The sequence below is a fragment of the Streptomyces sp. NPDC023838 genome (genome assembly GCF_040639555.1).
Lineage (GTDB): Bacteria > Actinomycetota > Actinomycetes > Streptomycetales > Streptomycetaceae > Streptomyces.
The window spans coordinates 266475-285767 of record NZ_JBFAAD010000005.1; the positions used below are offsets into that span (position 1 = coordinate 266475).

Annotated in this window: 17 protein-coding genes; 9 read left to right on the forward strand and 8 right to left on the reverse strand. The window is 74.2% G+C overall.

The window, feature by feature from the left end; translation table 11 throughout:
- The first annotated feature begins 158 nt into the window (after positions 1 to 158).
- Complete coding sequence (locus AB0G17_RS09070; protein WP_361378082.1) at positions 159 to 1382, forward strand: pyroglutamyl peptidase; 1224 nt, start codon at positions 159 to 161, stop codon at positions 1380 to 1382.
- A 618-nt stretch (positions 1383 to 2000) separates the two neighbouring features.
- Here the strand turns inward: AB0G17_RS09070 and AB0G17_RS09075 are convergent.
- Positions 2001 to 2816: an NAD(P)-dependent oxidoreductase gene (locus AB0G17_RS09075; RefSeq protein ID WP_361377858.1), complete on the reverse strand. Its 816-nt coding sequence runs from the start codon at positions 2814 to 2816 to the stop codon at positions 2001 to 2003.
- A gap of 58 nt (positions 2817 to 2874) precedes the next feature.
- On the opposite strand from AB0G17_RS09075, the gene AB0G17_RS09080 reads away from it, so the two are divergent.
- The gene (locus AB0G17_RS09080; RefSeq protein WP_361377861.1) at positions 2875 to 3789 is read left to right on the forward strand and encodes a LysR family transcriptional regulator; all 915 of its coding nucleotides are present in this window, start codon (positions 2875 to 2877) and stop codon (positions 3787 to 3789) included.
- Here AB0G17_RS09080 and AB0G17_RS09085 read toward each other — a convergent pair.
- From AB0G17_RS09085 to AB0G17_RS09095, 3 genes are all read right to left on the reverse strand, one after another.
- Positions 3767 to 4555: an EI24 domain-containing protein gene (locus AB0G17_RS09085; RefSeq protein WP_361377864.1), complete on the reverse strand. Its 789-nt coding sequence runs from the start codon at positions 4553 to 4555 to the stop codon at positions 3767 to 3769. The two genes, AB0G17_RS09080 and AB0G17_RS09085, sit on opposite strands and share 23 nt — an antisense overlap.
- Positions 4556 to 4672: 117 nt before the next feature.
- A complete protein-coding gene (locus AB0G17_RS09090; RefSeq protein WP_361377867.1) occupies positions 4673 to 5098 on the reverse strand; it encodes an organic hydroperoxide resistance protein in 426 nt (141 codons plus the stop codon).
- A 173-nt stretch (positions 5099 to 5271) separates the two neighbouring features.
- Positions 5272 to 6300, reverse strand: coding sequence for an NADP-dependent oxidoreductase (locus AB0G17_RS09095; protein ID WP_361377870.1), 1029 nt, complete (start codon positions 6298 to 6300; stop codon positions 5272 to 5274).
- Between the two features lie 94 nt (positions 6301 to 6394).
- On the opposite strand from AB0G17_RS09095, the gene AB0G17_RS09100 reads away from it, so the two are divergent.
- The gene (locus AB0G17_RS09100; protein WP_361377874.1) at positions 6395 to 6820 is read left to right on the forward strand and encodes a MarR family transcriptional regulator; all 426 of its coding nucleotides are present in this window, start codon (positions 6395 to 6397) and stop codon (positions 6818 to 6820) included.
- A 117-nt stretch (positions 6821 to 6937) separates the two neighbouring features.
- Here the strand turns inward: AB0G17_RS09100 and AB0G17_RS09105 are convergent, their stop codons facing one another.
- On the reverse strand, positions 6938 to 7675 hold the full coding sequence (locus AB0G17_RS09105; protein WP_361377877.1) for a hypothetical protein: 738 nt from the start codon (positions 7673 to 7675) through the stop codon (positions 6938 to 6940).
- A gap of 145 nt (positions 7676 to 7820) precedes the next feature.
- Here AB0G17_RS09105 and AB0G17_RS09110 point away from each other — a divergent pair, with 145 nt between their 5' ends.
- The 3 genes from AB0G17_RS09110 to AB0G17_RS09120 all read left to right on the forward strand — a co-directional run bounded on the left by AB0G17_RS09110 (position 7821) and on the right by AB0G17_RS09120 (position 12057).
- The gene (locus AB0G17_RS09110) at positions 7821 to 8402 is read left to right on the forward strand and encodes a hypothetical protein (RefSeq protein WP_361377880.1); all 582 of its coding nucleotides are present in this window, start codon (positions 7821 to 7823) and stop codon (positions 8400 to 8402) included.
- 1013 nt (positions 8403 to 9415) lie between these two features.
- Positions 9416 to 10453: a rod shape-determining protein gene (locus tag AB0G17_RS09115; RefSeq protein WP_361377883.1), complete on the forward strand. Its 1038-nt coding sequence runs from the start codon at positions 9416 to 9418 to the stop codon at positions 10451 to 10453.
- 29 nt (positions 10454 to 10482) lie between these two features.
- Positions 10483 to 12057, forward strand: coding sequence for a GAF domain-containing protein (locus AB0G17_RS09120; protein ID WP_361377886.1), 1575 nt, complete (start codon positions 10483 to 10485; stop codon positions 12055 to 12057).
- Between the two features lie 75 nt (positions 12058 to 12132).
- Here the strand turns inward: AB0G17_RS09120 and AB0G17_RS09125 are convergent, their stop codons facing one another.
- Positions 12133 to 12570 (reverse strand): Lrp/AsnC family transcriptional regulator, encoded by a 438-nt coding sequence (locus tag AB0G17_RS09125; protein ID WP_361377889.1) that lies wholly within the window; start codon positions 12568 to 12570, stop codon positions 12133 to 12135.
- A gap of 69 nt (positions 12571 to 12639) precedes the next feature.
- Between AB0G17_RS09125 and AB0G17_RS09130 the strand changes: the two genes are divergently transcribed.
- The 3 genes from AB0G17_RS09130 (at position 12640) to AB0G17_RS09140 (ending at position 16216) form a co-directional block, all read left to right on the forward strand.
- The gene (locus AB0G17_RS09130) at positions 12640 to 13365 is read left to right on the forward strand and encodes a hypothetical protein (RefSeq protein ID WP_361377892.1); all 726 of its coding nucleotides are present in this window, start codon (positions 12640 to 12642) and stop codon (positions 13363 to 13365) included.
- Positions 13366 to 13434: 69 nt separating this feature from the next.
- Positions 13435 to 14868, forward strand: a complete 1434-nt coding sequence (locus tag AB0G17_RS09135; protein WP_361377895.1) for an acyl-CoA synthetase — start codon at positions 13435 to 13437, stop codon at positions 14866 to 14868.
- Positions 14861 to 16216 carry a carboxyl transferase domain-containing protein gene (locus AB0G17_RS09140; protein ID WP_361377898.1) on the forward strand — a complete coding sequence of 452 codons (1356 nt, stop codon included), beginning with the start codon at positions 14861 to 14863 and terminating at the stop codon, positions 16214 to 16216. The genes AB0G17_RS09135 and AB0G17_RS09140 overlap by 8 nt, the downstream gene beginning before the upstream one ends.
- A gap of 256 nt (positions 16217 to 16472) precedes the next feature.
- Here the strand turns inward: AB0G17_RS09140 and AB0G17_RS09145 are convergent, their stop codons facing one another.
- A complete protein-coding gene (locus tag AB0G17_RS09145) occupies positions 16473 to 17735 on the reverse strand; it encodes an MFS transporter (RefSeq protein WP_361377901.1) in 1263 nt (420 codons plus the stop codon).
- A gap of 437 nt (positions 17736 to 18172) precedes the next feature.
- Positions 18173 to 18928, reverse strand: a complete 756-nt coding sequence (locus AB0G17_RS09150; RefSeq protein WP_361377904.1) for a class I SAM-dependent methyltransferase — start codon at positions 18926 to 18928, stop codon at positions 18173 to 18175.
- Positions 18929 to 19293: the final 365 nt, after the last annotated feature.

The window sequence follows — 19293 nt, forward strand, 5'->3', positions numbered from 1 at the left end:
ATCCCTCGCGTCGCCCGGAGTCCCCCTGTTCACAGGGGAGTTCCTTCTCGATACTGGCCGCCCAGGCCTCGACGGAAGGATGCCCAGTGGTACGTGGACGGCGTGTACGGGGTGTACGGCGTGTGCGGGTGGCGCGGCTCGCCCTGCTGGTGGCTTCGATGACGGTCGGCGCCGTACTCGCGCCGGTCCCGGCGCAGGCGCAGGCCCCGGCCGCGACGGGGGCGCCGCCGACCGTGGAGGAGCAGCGCCTGGACCTGCCCGTACCGCAGGAGATACTGCGGCGCTCCGGGTTCGACGGTGTGGCCCCGGAGTTCGCGCGCGAGCTGAGCGGCGTACGGTCCTACCGGCAGGCCGAGCGCCTGGTCGCCCGCGAGAGCGCGGGGCTGTGGCGGCGGGCGGTGGACCGGGCGCAGGGGCGCGGCCCGACGGGCGGCGACCTGAGCCGCGACGACGACCGGCCGCTGTACTGGGCGCGGCTGGGGATGACGCGGGAACTGCGGGGTTGGGAGCCGGAGTTCGGGCTTTCGGCCGAGCGGCGGGCGGCGCTGCTCGACCGCCTGGAGCGGGGTTCGCGGGGCCAGGACTCGATCGCGTACGGCTCGGGCACGGGCTACAAGAAGATCCTGCTCACCGGGTTCGACCCCTTCACCCTCGACCAGGACATCCGGATCAGCAATCCGTCCGGGGCGACGGCGCTGGCGCTGGACGGCACGTGGGTCCGTACGGCGGCCGGGCTCGCCCGGATCGAGACGACCGTGTTCCCGGTCCGCTGGGACGACTTCGCGGCGGGCACGGTGGAGCGGACGCTGCGGCCGGTGCTGCCCCAGGTCGACCTGTTCACCACGGTCAGCCAGGGGCGGGTGGGCCGGATCGACATCGAGCGCTTCAACGGGGCGTGGCGGGGCGGCTTCCCGGACAACGAGGACCTGTCGCGGACGGGGCAGGTGCCGGTGTCCGACCCGGCGAGCCAGCCGCAGTGGACGACGACGACGCTGCCGTACCGGGCGATCGTGGCGGCCCGGACGGGGCCGTTCCCGGTGTACGACCACACGTCGGTGACGGAGATTCCGGCGGGTGGGGCCGGGCCGGTGGGGCGGGAGGACGGGCCTACGCCGGGGTCCGCGGCGCGGGCCGGTGGTGGGGGTGACTACCTCTCCAACGAGATCGCCTACCGGGCGACGCTGTTGCGGGACCGGTTGGGGCTGACGGTCCCTGGGGGTCATGTGCACACGCCTGTGCTGGAGTTCGGGGAGTCCAACGCGGATCCTTCGACGGGGGCGATCACGGATCCGGAGTTCTTGCGGAACCGGGGGGAGATCGTGGGGCAGGTGCGGGCGATCGTGACGACGGCGGTGGATGCCCCCACCCCGCCCGTTCCCTAAACCCTCCGGGGGTGGGGGTGGGTTGAGGAGGGTTTCCCGGGGGCTACGCCCCGGACCCCCGGGCGGGGGCTCCCCCCTGCACCCCTGGGCGGGGCTGCACCCCTGCACCCCCTCGCGGGGCCTGCGGCCCCTGCACCCCGCTCGGGGCTTCGCCCCGGACCTGCCTTTGTCTGCGGGTTGTGTGTGGCTGGTCGCGCCGTTCCCCGCGCCCCTTGTATGCCGCTGCGCGGCATCAGCCGAGAAGTTTTCGGGGCGGAGCCGGCCAGGACGGCCATGACGATGGCCGCCCAGACACTCCGACGCGCGAACAACCGACGGGCACGGTGCATCACTCTTCGTTTCCCCGCGTCGGCTGAGCGGGACGACCGGTGACTACCGCGGGCGTGGCCGCGCGGCCCGGCGGCCGCCGGCTCGGTACGCCGCCGACGACGTGGGTGGGGGAAGGGCATGTCTGTGCTCTCTTTCAGCCGTTGTGTCTGACCGGACCACCTGGCCGGACAACACCCGGTGGTCCGCGGAGGCCGAAAGGTTGCCGCGCACGCGAAGATTCACGGATTCACAGATTTATTCGCCTTGATCGCTGTCCGTCCGTCGCGGAGCGCGCCACGGCGAACGCCGTCAGTCCCGCAGCGCCGACAGATCCTCCCCCGCCAGGTCGCCCCTCTCCACCAACACCCCCCGCACCGCCTCCAGCACCGGCAACCCCACCACTCCCGTCGCCAGCGACACGTCCTTCGCCGCCAGCGCCACAGGGAAGTACGCGTCCGTCGCGAACGCCCGCCCCACCAGCCCGCCCAACGGGCTCGCCGCCAGCGCGGACCGGGTCAGTTCGGGCGGCAGGCCCAGGGCCGTGGCCAGGCGGAGGGACTCGGCGACCAGGGCCACCCCGCCGATCACCCCGCTGATCAGGACGAGCTTGAGCGCCGCCCCGGTACCCACCTCACCGCACCGCGTCACCGAGCCCAGCTCGGCGAGGAGACCGGCCACCGGGGCCGTCTCGCCGCCCGCCAGGATGAGGAGTTCGCCCGTCGCCGCGCGGTCCACGCTCCCCATCACCGGCGCGTCGATCAGCGCGACCCCCTCGGGGAGACGGGACGCCAGCTCCCGGACCGTGTCCGGGCCCACCGTCGAGGTGTCGATCCACGTCGTCCCCGCCCGCAGCGCCGGAACGATCGCGTCCGCCACGGCCAGCGCCGCCGCCGGGTCCGCGAGCATCGTGATCACCACGTCGGCGCCGCGCACCGCGTCGGCGGGGCTCGCGGCGGCCACGGCACCCTCGGCCACCAGCGCCTCGGCCTTGCTCGCCGTCCGGTTCCAGACCGTCAGCCCGTACCCCGCCGCCAGCAGCCGCCGCGCCATCGGCGCCCCCATGTTGCCGAGCCCCAGAAACGCCACCGTGGTCGACTTCTTCGTCTTTGCCTTCTCGCTGTTCATGAGAAGACCGTACGAAGCAACTCACCCATGCCACAAGCGAATGTCTAGCATGGCCACCATGAGCAATCCGCATGCCAGCCTCTATGACGTCTTCCTCCGCGTCGCCTCCTCCGGCTCCTTCACCGCCGCCGCCCAGGCCCTCGGCTACACCCAGTCCGCCGTATCACGCCAAGTCCAGGCCCTGGAGGACGAGTTGGGGAGCGTGCTCTTCGACCGGCTGGCCCGGGGAGTGCGGCTCACCGAGGCCGGGCGGGTGCTGGTGCCGCATGCCGAGGCCGTACGGGACCGGCTCGCCGCCGCCCGCGCCGAGCTCTCCGCGCTGCGCACACTCGACGGCGGGCTGTTGCGCGTCGGGGCGTTCTCGACCGCCGACGCCGCGCTGCTCCCCCGCGCCCTCGCCGCGTTCCGGCGCCGCCACCCCGGGGTGACCCTCGCCCGTACCGAGGGACCCTCCGTCAAACACCTCGGGCTGCTCGCCGCCGGGGAGCTGGACATCGCCGTGGTCAGCGCCACCGCCGGGCGCGCCCTCGACGGCTGCGCGCTGCGGCACCTGCTCGACGAGCCGATGTTCGTGGCCATGCCACGGGACCATCCCCTGGCGGACCGGAAGCGGCTGCGGCTGGCCGAGCTCGCCGACGAGGAGTGGGTCGCGGGCAGCACCCGGCCCGAGGACACGCTGATGCGGCCGGTCCTGGAGAGCGGGTTCCGGCCGCGCAGCACCCTGGTCGTACGGGACTGGATCGCCAAGCAGGGCTTCGTCGCGGCCGGGCTCGGCGTGACCCTGCTGCCGGCGCTGGCCGCCGACTCGGTCCGCGCGGACATCGTGCTCGTACCGGTCCACCCGGACGACGTGCCGCACCGGGCGGTCTACGCGGCGACCCCGCACGGCCGCGCCGACTCCCCCGCCGTGGCCGCCTTCCTCGGCGAGCTCCGGACGGCCGCGCGGCAGATCACCCCGTCGGGCCGCCCGTAGCGACCGCGTCCCGCTCCGGCTCCACCGTCTCGTCCAGCAGGTCGCGCACCATCAGCGTCGCCCCCGCCACCGCCCCCGGCATCAGGAACACCGCCACGAACGGCACCAGGAACGCCAGCGTCAGCGGGACGCCGAAGCCGAGGACGAGCAGGCGGCGCGTGCGCAGCAGGGCGAGGCGGTCCGCCAGCTCCACTCGCCGGCGCTGGAGCGCCACCGCCGTCAGCTCCTCGGTGAGAAAGAAGCCGGAGACGCAGAAGCCGATCGCCGGGACGACGGTCTGACCGACCACCGGCAGGAAGCCGAGGGCGAAGAGGAGGACGCCGTACAGAACGACCCTCGTCAGGACACGTACGGAGTCACGGGCGGAGATCCACAGCTCGCGCCAGAGCGGCAGGCCCGACTCCGGCGCCTCGCCGCCGCTCTCCGCGCGGTCGACGTCCTCGGACAGCTTCTCGTAGAAGGGCTGGCCGACCAGGAGCGTCACGGCCGTGAAGGTGATGACCGCCAGGAACAGGCCCATCGCGAAGACCAGCGCCGTCAGGAAGCCCCGGAACAGGCTCAGCCACGGCGACGACCAGCCGTCGGCGAACGGTGTCGCCCAGCCGACGAAGTCGTCCGCGCCGTAGGCGAGGCCGGTGAGCGCCGCCGCGTACAGGACCAGGGTGACCAGGCCCGGCAGCAGCCCTATGCCCAGGGGCCGGCCGTGGCCGGTGACCCATCGCTGCCCTTTGACCAGATAACCGAAGCCCGCCCCGAGATCACGCATGGCCGAACTCTATCGGCCGGTAACCGCCCCTCCCGTACGGGTGTTCCCCTCCCCGGAACACGGCGGAGGGCCGCACCCCGACATGCCGGGTGCGGCCCTGCGTACGGACACGGGGTGTCAGGCGACCGTCAGGTCCACCGTGATGTTGCCGCGGGTGGCCTTCGAGTACGGGCACACCTGGTGCGCCTTCTCGACGAGGTCGCGCGCGGTGGCCGCGTCCACGTTCGGGATGGCCGCGGAGATCTTGACGATGATGCCGAAGCCGTCGTCGTTCTTGCCGATGCCGACCTCGGCGGTGACCGTCGAGCCGGATATGTCGGCGTTCTCCTGGCGCGCGACCACACCGAGGGCGCCCTGGAAGCAGGCGCTGTAACCGGCCGCGAACAGCTGCTCCGGGTTGGTGCCCGCGCCGCTGCCGCCCATCACCTTCGGCGGGTTCACGACCACGGCGAGCTGACCGTCGTCGGTGGCGACCCGGCCGTCCCGGCCGTTCTCGGCGGTGGCGACGGCGGTGTACAGAACGTCGGACTGCTGGATGGACATGCTGGGGGTGCTCCTCCTGCTCGGTTCCTGCTCGTTCCCGGCCGCTCGCGCCCAGGACAGCCGTGATGTGGAAAGACCTTATCGGATGGCGGAAGTCATCCGATAAGGTCTTCAGGAGTGGCGGAGGTCACTCGCCCACTGTCCGGCCGCTACTCGGCCGGGTCCCCAGCTCGTCACTCGCCCAGCGAGACGACCATCTTTCCGGTGTTCTCGCCCCGGAGCATGCCGAGGAACGCGTCCACGCCCTTGTCGATGCCCGCGACGACCGTCTCGCCGTACTTCAGCTCGCCGGAGGCGATCCAGCCGGCCACCTCCTGGACGAACTGCGGCTGGAGCGCCGCGTGGTCGCCGACGAGGATGCCCTGGAGGCGCAGCCGCTTGCCGATGATCATGGCCATGTTGCGCGGGCCGGGCGTCGGCTCGGTGTCGTTGTAGCCGGCGATCATGCCGCAGATGGTGGCGCGGCCGTGCACCTTCAGCGAGGAGATCGCGGCTTCCAGGTGCTCGCCGCCGACGTTGTCGAAGTAGACGTCGATGCCGTCCGGGGCGGCCGCGCGCAGCTGGTCGCGGACCGGGCCGTTCTTGTAGTTGAAGGCGGCGTCGAAGCCCAGCTCCTCGACCAGCCACTTCACCTTCTCGTCGGAACCGGCCGAGCCGATCACCCGCGCCGCGCCCTTGAGGCGGGCCAGCTGGCCGACCTGGCTGCCGACCGCGCCGGCCGCGCCGGAGACGAAGACCGTGTCGCCCTCCTTGAAGGAGGCGACCTCGAACAGGCCCGCGTAGGCGGTGAGGCCCGGCATCCCGAGCACGCCCAGGTAGCTGGAGAGCGGGGCGAGCGAGGGGTCGACCTTGGTGGCGTGCTTGGCGTCCACGTCGGCGTACTCGCGCCAGCCGAGGCCGTGCAGCACGTGGTCGCCGACGGCGAAGCGCTCGTCGCCCGAGGCCACGACCACGCCCACCGCGCCGCCGTCCATCGGCTTGTCGAGCTGGAACGGCGGGACGTACGACTTCACGTCGTTCATACGGCCGCGCATGTACGGGTCGACGGACATGAAGAGGTTGCGGACCAGGATCCGGCCCTCGGCGGGCGCGGCGACCGGGGTCTCGCGCAGCGCGAAGTCGGCCGGCACGGGCCAGCCCTGCGGGCGGGCGACGAGGTGCCATTCACGGCTGGTGGCGGGGAGTGCGGACGGTACGGACATGACGGGTGCGTCCTCCTGCGTTTTATTTCATGAACTGAAACAACCATGCTCCTCGATATTTGAGATTGTCAAGTAACTGGGTAGGCTGGTTCCCATGGCCACGCGCATGGATCCCCTCACCCTCGAAGTCGTCGAGCTGATCGGCTCGGTGGTGGCCCGCTACCACGAGGAGTACGAGCGGGCGGCGGGCGAGCACGCCCTCACCGGCGCCCAGGCGCGGGTGCTCGGGCTGCTCTCGCTGGAGCCGGTCGCGATGCGCCAGATCGCCCGCAAGCTGAAGTGCGAGCCGTCGAACGTCACGGGGATGATCGACCGTCTTGAGGCGCGCGGCCTGGTCGAGCGGCGCCCCGACCCGGCCGACCGCCGGGTGAAGCTGGCCGCGGCGACGCCGGAGGGGCGGCGCACGGCGGCCCGGCTGCGCGACTCGCTCGACTTCGCGCGCGAGCCGCTCGCAGAGCTGTCGGCGCAGGAGCGGACGGTTCTGCGGGATCTGCTCCGGCGGATGCTCGGTGTGGACTGAGCGGGTCGGGTTGCGGGTGGGTGGGGGCTGAGCGGGCCCGGCTGCGCGGGGCGGTGGGGACTGGCCGGGTCCGGCTGCGGGCCGGTGGGGGCTGACCGCGCCCCTGAGGGCGTGCGCTTACAGGCACCACCACAGGAATCGGTCGCACGTCTTGGTCGGGGTCGGTGTGGGGGTCGGCGCCGGTGGTGGCGGGCCGTCCGACGTGGACGGCTGCGGTGACGTCGACGGCAGGGGCGAGCCGCCCGCGTCGGTGGGCGTGGGGGCCGGGGCGCTCGGGACGCCGGTCGGGCCGGTGGCCGGGTGCGAGCCACCCGGGGCCGGGGGGCCGTCGCCGGGACCGGTGCCGGTGCCAGTGCCGGCACCGGTCGCGCTGCCGCCAGGACCGGCGTGCGTACCGCCCGGACGCGGATGCCCCTTGCCGTGACCGTCCCTCGCGGGCACCGCGCTCGGCCGCTTGGGTCCCCCCACATCGCTCGGGTCGGGGGCGGGCGCGGTCGTCTCCTGCGAGATCTCCTCCTCCTCGTGTACGGAGGTGGCGGCGCCCCGGTCGTCCGGCGGCGGCTCCAGGGCGAGCTGCGCCAGCCCCAGCGCGCCGGCCGCGAGGACCACGCCCGCCGAGCCGAACAGCACGAGGCGGCCGCGCCGTTTGCGGGCGCGGCGGCGCGGGCGGGCCCGGGGCGGCTCGCGGCGCGCGCGGCGATGACCGGCGGGGGCCGGGTCCGCACCGGATACGGCGGACTCGTACACCCCAAGGTCAATGATTTCGGGCTGCCGCAGTTCCTCCGCGGGGGTGCCGCATCCGGCGCAGGCCAGTGCGCCGTTGAGGTGCCGTCGGCAGGCGTGGCAGTAATCCATGGCCAACGGAGGCTATGCGGGGAGCGGTCGACAATTGGGGCCGGGAATGTGTGGATCTTGTGTGGAAGGCTTCCTTCCGGGGCGTGTCGGGGGCACGAACTCGGGCGTTCGGTGCGTTGTCAGTGGGGCCGGGCAGGATGGGGACATGACGGACGCGCAGCCCCACCGTTTCGGCCCGCTCGACTTCCAACTCGTCCTGCTGCGGCGGATGGCCGACCACCAGCCGGAGCTGGTCGACGACGCCCGCCGCGAGCTGGGGGTTTCCCTGGCCCAGATGCGGGAGGCCAACCGCCGCTGGCAGGCGATGGCCCGCTCACCGCGCTCCCGGGGCGCCGCCGCGCGCTACCGGTCGGTGCTCGGCGAGCCCGAGACGGTGGCGCCGCGCAAGGTCGGCGACCTGGAGTGCGAGGCCCGGCTGTGGCCGGTGCCGCTGTGGCCGACGCTGCGGTTCGAGGTGCTGGCCGGGCCGGACGGGACGGTGTGGAACGAGTGGCTGGTCCGCGCCCCCGGGGTGCCCGGCCCCGCCCTGGAGACGGCGGCGGACCTGCACCCGTGGTCCTGCACGGTCGACGAGGCGGCCCGCGCGTTCCCCCCGGCCCGCCCGATGGAGGGCAGCGCCCCCACCCGCTGGCAGCTGGAGCTGACGGTGCCGGGCGGCGAGAAGTGCGTGGCGGAGTTCTCGTGGGGCTTGCTCCAGCGACTACTGCCGGCCGCGCGGGTGGGGTAGGGGGCGGCGGCTCACGCGGGCGGGGCTGGCGGGGCCGTCTCTGACCTGCGGACCGTGCGTGGCCGCTCACGCGGCGGGGCAGGCGAGGCACGTCTTCACCCGCGGGCCGGTGGGGGGCCGCTCACGCGGGCAGGGCAGGCGAGGCCCGTCTTCACCCGCGGGCCGGTGGGGGGCCGCTCACGCGGGCAGGGCAGGCGAGGCCCGTCATCACCCGCGGGCCGGTGGGGGCCGCTCACGCGGGCAGGGCAGGCGAGGCCCGTCATCACCCGCGGGCCGGTGGGGGCCGCTCACGCGGGCGGGGCAGGCGAGGCCCGTCTTCACCCGCGGGCCGGTGGGGGCTGGTCGCGCAGTTCCCCGCGCCCCTAAAAGCCCGGGCCCGAGCCCACCTCCCAGGAACGCGCGGCTCCGCCACGCGGGCGCGGCCAGCCCGAGCGAACCCGCACTCGCCCACCGCCAGGCCTGTAGGGGCGCGGGGAACGGCGCGACCAGCCACGCACGGCCCGCAGCCAAACACCCGGCCGATAAGGGGCGCGGGGAACTGCGCGAGCAACCACACACAACCCGCGGACGAACACCGGCCCAATAAGGGGCGCGGGGAACTGCGCGAGCAACCACACACAACCCGCAGCCAAACACCCGGCCGATAAGGGGCGCGGGGAACTGCGAAGCAACCCCACACAACCCGCAGCCAAACACCGGCCCGATAAGGGGCGCGGGGAACTGCGCGACCAGCCCCCACCGCCCCGCAGACAAACCCCGGGCCCCACCGCCCCGCAGACAAACCCCCAGCCCCCACCGCCCCGCAGACAAACCCCGGGCCAAACCACCCCGCAGACAAACCCCCCGTTCCGCAAAACGCCGCGCCGAGCAGGGACACCGTGTCCCCCGATCGGCCCCGCCCCCGGGGCAACTGGCACTCAGTCAGCCGACGCCCGACCGGCTCAGTCCAGCGCGCGCCCCGAGCTCGGGGACCGGACGATTCGATCAAGGACCCGCCACTCGGGAGGATCGCCGTGACCGTCAGCCTGGAGCAATTGCGCCGTTGCCATGTAGCCGTCGACCTCGGGGCCGCGAGGACGCGCGTATTCGTCAAGGGGCTGGGCCTCGTCGTGGACGAGCCCAGCGTCGCGGCCGTCAACACCCAGACGGGCGCACTGATCGCCGTCGGCGCGTTCGCCGAGAGGATGACGGGCCGTACGCCCCACTACATCCGCGTCGCCCGCCCCGTGTCCGGCGGCACGGTCGTCGACATCGAGATGGCCCAGCGCATGCTGCGGCATCTGATCGGCGAGAAGCTGCGGCGCCAGCTGCGCCGCAAGCCCCGGCTGCGGGCCGCCGCCTGCACGCCGCACGAGGCCGATCCGCTCGCCCAGCGCGCCACCGTGGAGACACTGGTGGGGCTCGGCGCCCGCCGGGTTGAGCTGGTGGACACCCTGATCGCGGCGGCGGTCGGCTGCGGGCTCCCGGTGGAGCAGCCGACCGCCACCATGATCATGGTGTGCGGGGCGGCCACGACCCAGATCGCAGTGCTCTCGCTCGGCGCGATCGTCACCGCCCAGCGGATCCCGGTCGGCGGCGACGCGATCGACCACGCCGTCATCCAGCACCTGCGCCACCAGCACGAGCTGATGCTGCCGAGCCAGTCCGTACGCCCCCTCCAGCTCGCCCTCAGCGGCAACGGACTGACCCCGCACGGCCCCGCCTCCACCGAGATCCACGGCCGGGACGTCGCCACCGGCCTCGCCCGCTCGGTCCGGGTCGACACCGCGGCCGTCCGCGACGCGATCCACACCCCGCTGACCGCCGTCCTCGACGGCATCGGCAAGGTCCTGCGCGACTGCCCCCCGGACCTGGTCGCGGACCTCGCGGACCGGGGGATCATGATGGTCGGCGGAAGCGCCCTGCTGCCGGGCCTGGACCAGATGCTGCGCAAGGCGACCGGCATGCCGGTGGCCATCGCCGAACGCCCGGACGTCTGCGCCATCCTGGGCCTCGGCGCGATGCTGGACGGCAAGATCGAGCCGATGGTCCTCAACCCGCTGGCCGAGTGAGGCGAGGGGCGGGAAGCGAGAGGGGTGCCGTGCGCGCGGACGAGGGCTCCGGCCGCAGCGGCGCCGGGGCGGCCGGGACGCCGCTGCCCGTCCTGCTCGAAGCCGTCCTCGGCGTCGGCTCCGAGCTCGAACTGCGCACCACCCTCCAGCACATCGTGGACACCGCGACCGAGCTGACCGGCGCCCGGTACGGGGCGCTCGGCGTCTTCGACCCCGAACGCGGCCGGCTCACCGAGCTGTTCACGGCTGGGCTCACCGACGCCGAGCGGGAGCGGATCGGGGCGCTCCCGGACGGGCTCACCGGGGTGCCCGGCGCGCTCATACAGGACCCGCGGCCACTGCGGCTGGAGGACCTCACCGCCGACCCGCGCTCCTCGGGCGTGCCGCCCGGCCACCCGCCGATGCGCTCGTTCCTGGGCGTCCCCATCCGCGTACACACCGAGGTGTTCGGCAACCTCTACCTCACCGAGAAGCACGGCGGCCCGTTCACCGAGCGGGATCTGGCGCTGCTGCGGGTGCTCGCCTCGCAGGCGGGGATCGCGATCGGTAACGCCCGCCTCTACGAGACGGCCCGGCGCCGCGAGCGGTGGATCGAGGGCGCCGCCGCCGTCACCACCTCGCTGCTGACCGGCGACACGGCGGCCGACGCGCTGATGACGGTCGCCGAGCGGGCCCGGCTGCTCGCGGACGCGGCCGCCGGGGTGGTGCTCCAGCCCACCCAGGAGGGCGGGATGGAGATCGTCGCCGCCTCCGCGCCGGACGACCCGGGCGACATCGTGGGGACGACCATCGCGCCGGGCTCTCCCGTGCTGGTCCAACTGCTCGGCGGCGAGGCGGTGTTCATCGAGGACTCGGCGACCGACCCCCGGATGACCACGCACGTACGGACCCGGTTCGGGCCGAGCATGATGCTGCCGCTGCAGAGCGGCGGCAGGCTCATCGGTACGCTCGCGCTCCCCCGGCGGCGCGGGGCCGAGCCGTACACGGCGGTGGAGCGGCTGCTCGCCGCGCAGTTCGCCTCGCAGGCCGCGCTCGCACTCGTCCTCGCGGACGCGCAGCACAACCGGGAGCGGCTCGCGGTGTACGAGGACCGGGACCGGATCGCCCGCGATCTGCACGACCTGGTCGTCCAGCGGCTGTTCGCGACCGAGATGATGCTGGAGTCCACGCGTCGCCGCGCCGCGAAGGCCACCGGCGACGACACGGACGAGCTGCTCACCCGGGCCGTGGACGAGCTGGACTCCACGATCCAGGAGGTCCGCACCGCCATCTTCGCCCTCCAGCAGCCGCCCGCCGACGCGCCGACGACCGTACGGGGCCGGGTGCTGCGCGAGACGGACGGCGCGGGGGCGCTGCTCGGGTTCCGCCCGTCGGTGCGGTTCGCGGGGGCGGTGGATGCCGTGGTGTGCGACGCCGTCGCCGGGCGGCTGCTGTCGGCGCTGCGCACCGCGTTGGCCGCCGCGCACCGCCGCCCCGGTGTTTCGTCCGTCGCGGTCGTCGTCGACGCGGCCGCCGTCCTGCCGGACGGGCGGCCCGGTGTGCGCCTCACCGTCACGGACGACGGGGAGGGCGGCGGGACCACGATGTGGGAGGCGCCTCTGTAGGGGGCGGTGAGGGTACGTCGGCGGCCAGGGGACCCTCCCGCGCGGCGCAGCCGCACATGTCACAGCCCCGCGCCCCTAGGGCATGCGGCTCCTGGCGGCCCGCAGGGCGATCCTCGTGTCCGAGCGCGCCACCCCCGCGTCCCGTTTCAGCCGGCGCAGCAGCCCGTCCAGCGCCGCCGGGTCGGCCGCTCTGGCCCGTACGAGATAGTCGTGCTCGCCCGTGACGTGCACGACCTCAGTGATGCCCGGCAGCTTCAGGGCGACCTTCTCGAACTCCTCGTTCGTGGTGTCCAGACGCAGCGTGACGTCGATGAAGACGACGAGCCCCGGCCCGGCGTCGGCCGTCGGGTCGACCAGGACCGTGAAGCCCCGGATCACGCCGTCGCGGCGCATCCGGCGCACCCGGTCGGCGGCGGCGTTCGCACTGAGCCCGACCTTCGTACCGAGGTCGCGGTACGAGATCCGCGCATCCTCCCGCAGTACGCCGAGGATTTCTCTGTCCAGGCGGTCCATACCGCGATTGTCGCAGCCCGGCCCGGTATTCGGCCGCGTACCGGGCGGGAGGGGCCGGACAGTGCCCCCATGAGCGAGATGTGGACGACGGCGGTGGCGGGGGCGGCGGCGGGCCTGGGCGTGGCGATGCCCGTGGGGGCGGTCGGGGTGCTGCTGGTCCAGGAGGGCATGCGCGACCGGCGCGGCGCGGTCGCGGCGGCGTCGGCGGTGGCGGTGGTCGACTGCGCGTACGCGGCGGCGGCGACGACGCTCGGCCCGTGGGTGGCGTCCACGCTGTCGGGGGTGGAGGCGTGGGTACGGCTGGTGGCGGCGGCCGTACTGGTGGGGATCGCGGGGCGGGGGCTGTGGGAATCACGCCGACCACCGGCGGGCGACGCCGGACCGGGGCCAGGGCCGGGACCGGGAACGGGACCGCGATCGGGGCCGGGACCGGGGCCGGGAACGGGGCCTGGACCGGGAACGGGGCCGGGACCGGGGCCTGGACCGGGAACGGGAACGGCCGCCGCCTCCCGTACCTTCGTCCGCTTCGCCGCCCTCACCCTCGTCAACCCCACCACCGCCCTCTACTTCACCGCCCTCACCACCGCCCAGGGCAGCGACCTGCACGGCGGCGGCAGCGGGGCCGTGTTCGTCTCGGCCGTCTTCGCCGCGTCGTTCGTGTGGCAGCAACTGCTCGTCGCGGCGAGCGGGTTCGCCGGGACGCGGATCTCCGGCACGGCTCGGATGTGGACGTTCCGGATCGGCTACGGGCTGGTCGCGCTGTACGCCGTCAAGGTGGCGCTGCCGCTGCCTTGATCACGGTGCCGCGTAGGGTTTCGGGTGGCCCTTCAGGGCCGGTGCCGTCGACTGCGAGGAGCTCTTTCCGTGTCCCCTCTCTTTCCCGCCCTGCGGACCGCCGACCGGAAGGAAGCCCTACGGTTCGGCGAGCGATCCCTCACGTACGCCGGACTCGCCGGGGCGGCGGGCGCCCTGGCGGCCCGGATCGCCGGGGCGGGCCGCGTCGCCGTCTGGGCGACGCCGAGCCTGGAGACGGCCGTCGGGGTGGTCGCGGCGCTGCTGGCCGGCGTGCCCGCCGTACCGCTGAACCCGAAGACGGGCGAGCGCGAGCTGGCGCACATCCTGACGGACAGCGCGCCCACGGCGGTCCTCGCCGCCCCCGGGGACGTTCTGCCTCCCGCGCTGGAGGCGCTGACCAGGATCGACGTGGTCCCGGAGGCGGGCGCGGGAGCGTTGCCCGTCGAGCCCCACGACGCCGAGCCCCACGACGCCGAGTCGCCCGCCCTCATCGTCTACACCTCCGGCACCACCGGCCCGCCCAAGGGGGCCGTCCTCCCCCGTCGGGCGGTCTCCGGCACGCTCGACGCGCTCGCGGAGGTCTGGGCGTGGACGCCCGACGACGTCCTCGTCCACGGTCTGCCGCTCTTCCACGTCCACGGCCTGATCCTCGGCATCCTCGGCCCGCTGCGGCGCGGCGGCTCGGTCCGGCACCTGGGCAGGTTCTCGGTGGAGGGCGTGGCCCGCGAGCTGTCGACGGGCGCGACGATGCTCTTCGGGGTGCCGACGATGTACCACCGGATCGCCGAAGTCCTCGACACCGACCGGGAGTTGGCGAAGGCGCTGGCCGGGGCGCGGCTGCTCGTCTCGGGGTCGGCGGCGCTGCCCGTCCACGACCACCGGCGGATCGCGGCGGCGACCGGGCGTGCGGTGATCGAGCGGTACGGGATGACCGAGACGCTGATGAACACGAGCGTACGGGTGGACGGCGAGCCGCGGCCCGGCACGGTCGGGGTGCCGCTGCCGGGCGTGGAGCTGCGGCTCGCGGACGAGTCGGACGGCATCGGTGAGATCCAGGTGCGCGGCCCGAACCTGTTCAGCGGCTACCTCAACCGGCCGGACGCCACGGCCGCCGCGTTCACCGAGGACGGCTGGTTCCGCACCGGCGACATGGCGAGCCTGGACGCCGACGGGTATGTGCGGATCGTCGGCCGCAAGGCGACGGACCTGATCAAGAGCGGCGGGTACAAGATCGGGGCGGGCGAGATCGAGAACGCGCTGCTCGACCACCCCGGGGTGCGCGAGGCCGCCGTCACCGGTGAGCCGGACGCGGATCTCGGGGAGCGGATCGTGGCGTGGGTGGTCCCGGCGGACCCGCAGGCGCCGCCCACGGCCGAGGAGTTGGCGGCTCACGTGGCCGCCCAACTCTCCCCGCACAAACGGCCGCGTACGGTCCGGTTCCTGGAGACGCTGCCGCGCAACGACATGGGCAAGATCATGAAGCGGGCGCTGGGCAATGGCTGACCGGCTCACGGCCCGGGCCGCGATCGAGGCGGCGGCCTCCGGCTTCACCGAACTGCACGCCCCCGAACGAGAGACGGCGGCCGAGGGCCCGCTGGGCTGGGAGGGGTACGCGGCGGCACGGGCGCGCGCGAGGCAACGCACGGGCGAGCAGGAGTCGGTGATCTACGGCGAGGCGGAGGTGGAGGGCCACCCCTGCATCCTCCTCTCCTTCGAATTCGGCTTTCTGGGCGGCTCGTTGGGCGAGCGTACGGGCGACCGGCTGGAGGCGGCGTACCGGGCGGCGCGAGAGCGGCGGCTGCCGCTGGTCTCGCTGATCTCGACCGGCGGCAGCCGGATGCAGGAGGGCATGGTCGCGCTCACCCAACTCCAGCGGGTGGCCCGCCAGTCCACCCTGCTGCGGTCGGCCGGGCTGCCGCAGATCGCGGTGGTGCGCGACCCGACGACGGGCGGCGGCTGGGCCACGCTCGGCGCGGGCGCGGACGTGGTCCTGGCGCTGCCCGGGGCGCAGGTGGGCTTCGCGGGTTCGCGGGTACGGCCCGCCGACGCGGATCCGGCGGCGTACTCGGCGGAGGGCCAGCTGGCGGCCGGGGCGGTCGACGCGGTGGTGCCGGTGGCTCAGCTGCGCGGGGTGCTGGGGAGGTGGCTGGGGCTGCTGTCCGGCGGGACCCCGGGCGGCCCGGTGACCCCGGCCGACGTGCCCTCGGCGCTCGGCGGGACGGGGCTGCCGGGGACGGGGTGGGAGGCGGTGGAACAGGCCCGCGCCCGGTGCCGCCCCCTGGCGTCGGCGTACCTGGACGCGTACTTCACCTTCCGCCTCCCCCTCAGCGGGGACCGGTGCGGGGGTGTGGACGCGGGGATGCTGTGCGGGTTCGGGGAGCGGGCCGGGCGTACGGTCGCGTACGCGGCCCAGGCCGGCACCGCGACGCGCCCGGCGGGCTACCGCACCGCCGCCCGCCTCCTCCGCCTCGCCGACCGCCTCGGCGTCCCCGTCCTCACCCTGGTCGACACCCCGGGCGCGGCGAACGACGCGGCGGCGGAACGGGCGGGCCAGGGCGCGGCGGTCGCGGAGTGCTTCGGCGCGGTGGCGGGGGTGGGGGTGCCGGTGACCACGCTGGTGATCGGCGAGGGCGGCTCGGGCGGAGCCCTGGCGCTCGCCTCCCCCGGCCGCACCTGGCTGACCCCGGACAGCTACTTCTCCGTGATCGCGCCGGAGCTGGCGACGGCGATCCTGAAGCGGGGGGCCGGGGAGGTGCGGGGGACGGCGGACCAGCTGGGGGTGCGGCCACAGGATCTCGTACGCCTGGGGTTGGCCCGGGGGGTGGTCTCCCCCACCCCGCCCCTTCCCTAGACCCTCCGGGGGTGGCGGTAGGTGAGGCGGTTCTCCCGGGGGGGGGTCCGCCCCCGGACCCCTGGCGGGGCCTGCGGCCCCTGCACCCCGCTCACGGGGCTGCGCCCCAGGCCCCTTTTCGCCCGCGGGCCGGATGTGGCCGGCCGCGCCCACGCGGCGGAGCCGCACATGTCACAGCCCCGCGCCCCTGAGGGGGTGCAGGGGCGCAGCTGCCTTGGCCGGCAAGTAACTTGGCCGCCTCCCGCCCGCGAGCGTCTTACGCCTCGGGGTCGCGGGAGTCGTACCGCGCGAACCGGCGGCGGGTGACGCCCAGCAGCGTGACGGCGAGCACGCACGCGAGGCCGCCGCCCGTGACGGCGACCGTGGGCGAGGCGAGGTCGGCGGTGGTGCCCGCGAGGAAGTCCCCGAGCCGGGGCCCACCGGCGACGACCACGATGAAGACGCCCTGAAGCCGCCCGCGCATCTCGTCCGGCGCGGCGACCTGGAGCATGGTGTTGCGGAACACCATGGACACGGTGTCGGCGCACCCGGCGAGGGCGAGGAAGAGCAGCCCGAGCCAGAGGTTGCGGGTCAGCCCGAACACGGCGATCGCGGCGCCCCACGCGCCCACGGCCAGCAGGATCGCCAGACCGTGCCGGTGGATGCGGCTGAGCCACCCCGAGAACACCCCGCCGAGCAGCGCCCCGAGCGCAGGCGCGGCGACCAGGAGCCCGGTGGTGCGGGCGTCACCGCCGTACCAGAGCGCGGCGACGGCCGGGAACAGCGCGCGGGGGTGCGCCAGGATCATGGCGCAGAAGTCGGAGAAGAACGTCATACGGAGGTTGGGCCGGGTGGCGAGAAAGCGGAACCCGTCGAGGACGGAGGCCCGCTTGGCGGTCGTACGGTCCCGGTCGGGCAGCATCGAGGGGAGCCGCCACATCGCGTAGAGGGAGGCGGCGAAGGTGACGGCGTCGATGAGGTACGCCGACTGGTACCCGGCGAACCCGACGATCAGCCCGCCCAGCATCGGGCCGAGCAGCGTCCCCGAGGTCATGGTGATCGAGTTCAGCGCGTTGGCGGCGGGGAGCTGCTCGGGCGGCAGCAGCCGGGGGATCATGGAAGACCGGGCGGGCCCGTTGAGGGCGGCGCAGACGGACTGCAGCGCGACGATCCCGTACAGGAACCACACATGCGCGAACCCGGCGATCGCGGCGGCGGCCAGCCCCGCCGACAGCACGGCGGACCCGGACGCGCTGGCCAGCCCGAGCCTGCGCCGGTCCACGGTGTCCGCGATGGCACCGCCGTACAGCCCGAACACCATCAGCGGCACGAGCGAGAACAACCCCACGAGCCCCACGCTGAAGCTGGACCCGGTGATGTCGTACACCTGAAGCGAAATCGCCAGGGAGGTCATGCCCTGCCCCACCCAGGAGATGGTGTTCCCGAACCACAGGCGGCGGTAGTGGGGGGAGGCGCGGAGGGGGGTGAGGTCGGCGAATATGCGGCTGCTTTTGGGCGGGGCGTGGGTTTCGGCGGTCACGGGGGATGCTAACCGTTCCACTGGGGTACGCGTTGTCCGCCTGCGCCCCGTCTGTGGCTGCTCGCGCAATTCCCCGCGCCCCTGAGGGGGTTGGGGCGGCGGGCGCTCCGACTGCGGCCTTGAGCCCGCGCCCCTGGAGGCGCCCCTGCGGGGGCCCGGGGGGATGCCGCACAGCGGCACCTGAAGGGCGCGGGGAACTGCGCGACCAGGCCCCACCGACCCGCAGACGAAACGAACCCGGGGCGAAGCCCCAAAGCGGGGCCCGGGGGGATGCCGCACAGCGGCACCTGAGGGGCGCGGGGAACTGCGCGACCAACCCCCACCGACCCGCAGACGAAACGAACCGGGGGCGAAGCCCGGAGTGGGGTGCAGGGGCCGCAGGCCCCGCCCGGGGGCCCGGGGGGCGTAGCCCCCGGAAGACCCCCTCCCCCGGAGGATCAGACGCGCTCGGCGTGCACGTACGACATCGGGTACACGATCCGCCCCTTCGCGTCGACATCGAAGGCATCCGGGTCGAACGGCAGCGTCCCCCCCGTCTCGGCCCGCTGCTTCTCGAAGTACTCACGCGTGTGGTTCGTCGTGCACAGGCTGTCCTCGATCGCGAGAATCCGCCACGTACCCGTGCCCTCCAGGTTGACGCGGAAGCTCTCCTTGCTCACCCGCAGCTGCTGCGGCGGCAGCCCGACCAGCTCGGACTCCGCGAAGGCGAACAGGTGCAACCGGGCGCCCGGCGCGGTCACCCGGTGCAGCGCGGCCGCGTACTTGCGCCGCTGCTCGTCGGTGAGGACGTGGTAGAGCCCGTAGTCGAGGACCGTCTCGAAGCCGCCCTCCACGCCGTCGAAGGCGGTCGCGTCGGACACGGCGAAGGTCATGTCGAGCCCACGCTCCCGCGCGCGCTCCTGCGCCTGCTCGATCGCGGAGGGCGAGAAGTCCAGGCCGGTGACGTGGTGGCCGCGGCTCTTGAGGTGCAGCGAGTTCTGCCCGGTGCCGCACCCCGCGTCCAGTACCTTCCCGCGGAACGCGCCGGACGCCTCCAGGGCCACCACGACCGGCTGCGGCTCGGGGATGTTCCACGGCGCGAAGTCGAACTTCATGCCCAGGCCCTCCGTCCGCACCTTCCCCGCGTACAGCGGATCGAAGTTGGCACTGCCCGCCGTGTAGACCTCGCCGCCCTGCGGTTCTTCCGTGCTCACCTGGTGCCTCCCCTTTGCGGTTCGTGATGCGGTCAATCTCCCGGAACGAATCACCTCCGGACAAGCCCGAGCGGCTGATCAGACGTTCAATCGCGGGAACTCCGCGGTTGAACACCGGCCTTGACAATTCGAGGAAAGAAATGCGCCACGGCCGCGCACCCGGCCCCCGCGCGGCGCGGCACGACGACGCCCCCGGCGCTGGGGCCGGGCCCCCGCACCCCCGCCCCGCGCCCCACGGGCCCACCCAGGGCCCCCAGGCCCCGCCCACGGGCTCCGGCCACGGGCTCCGGCCACGGGCTCCGGCCACGGCCCCGCCCGCCCCGGGCCGTGGCTCCGGACGGCCCGCCGCCGCCGGGACGGAACCG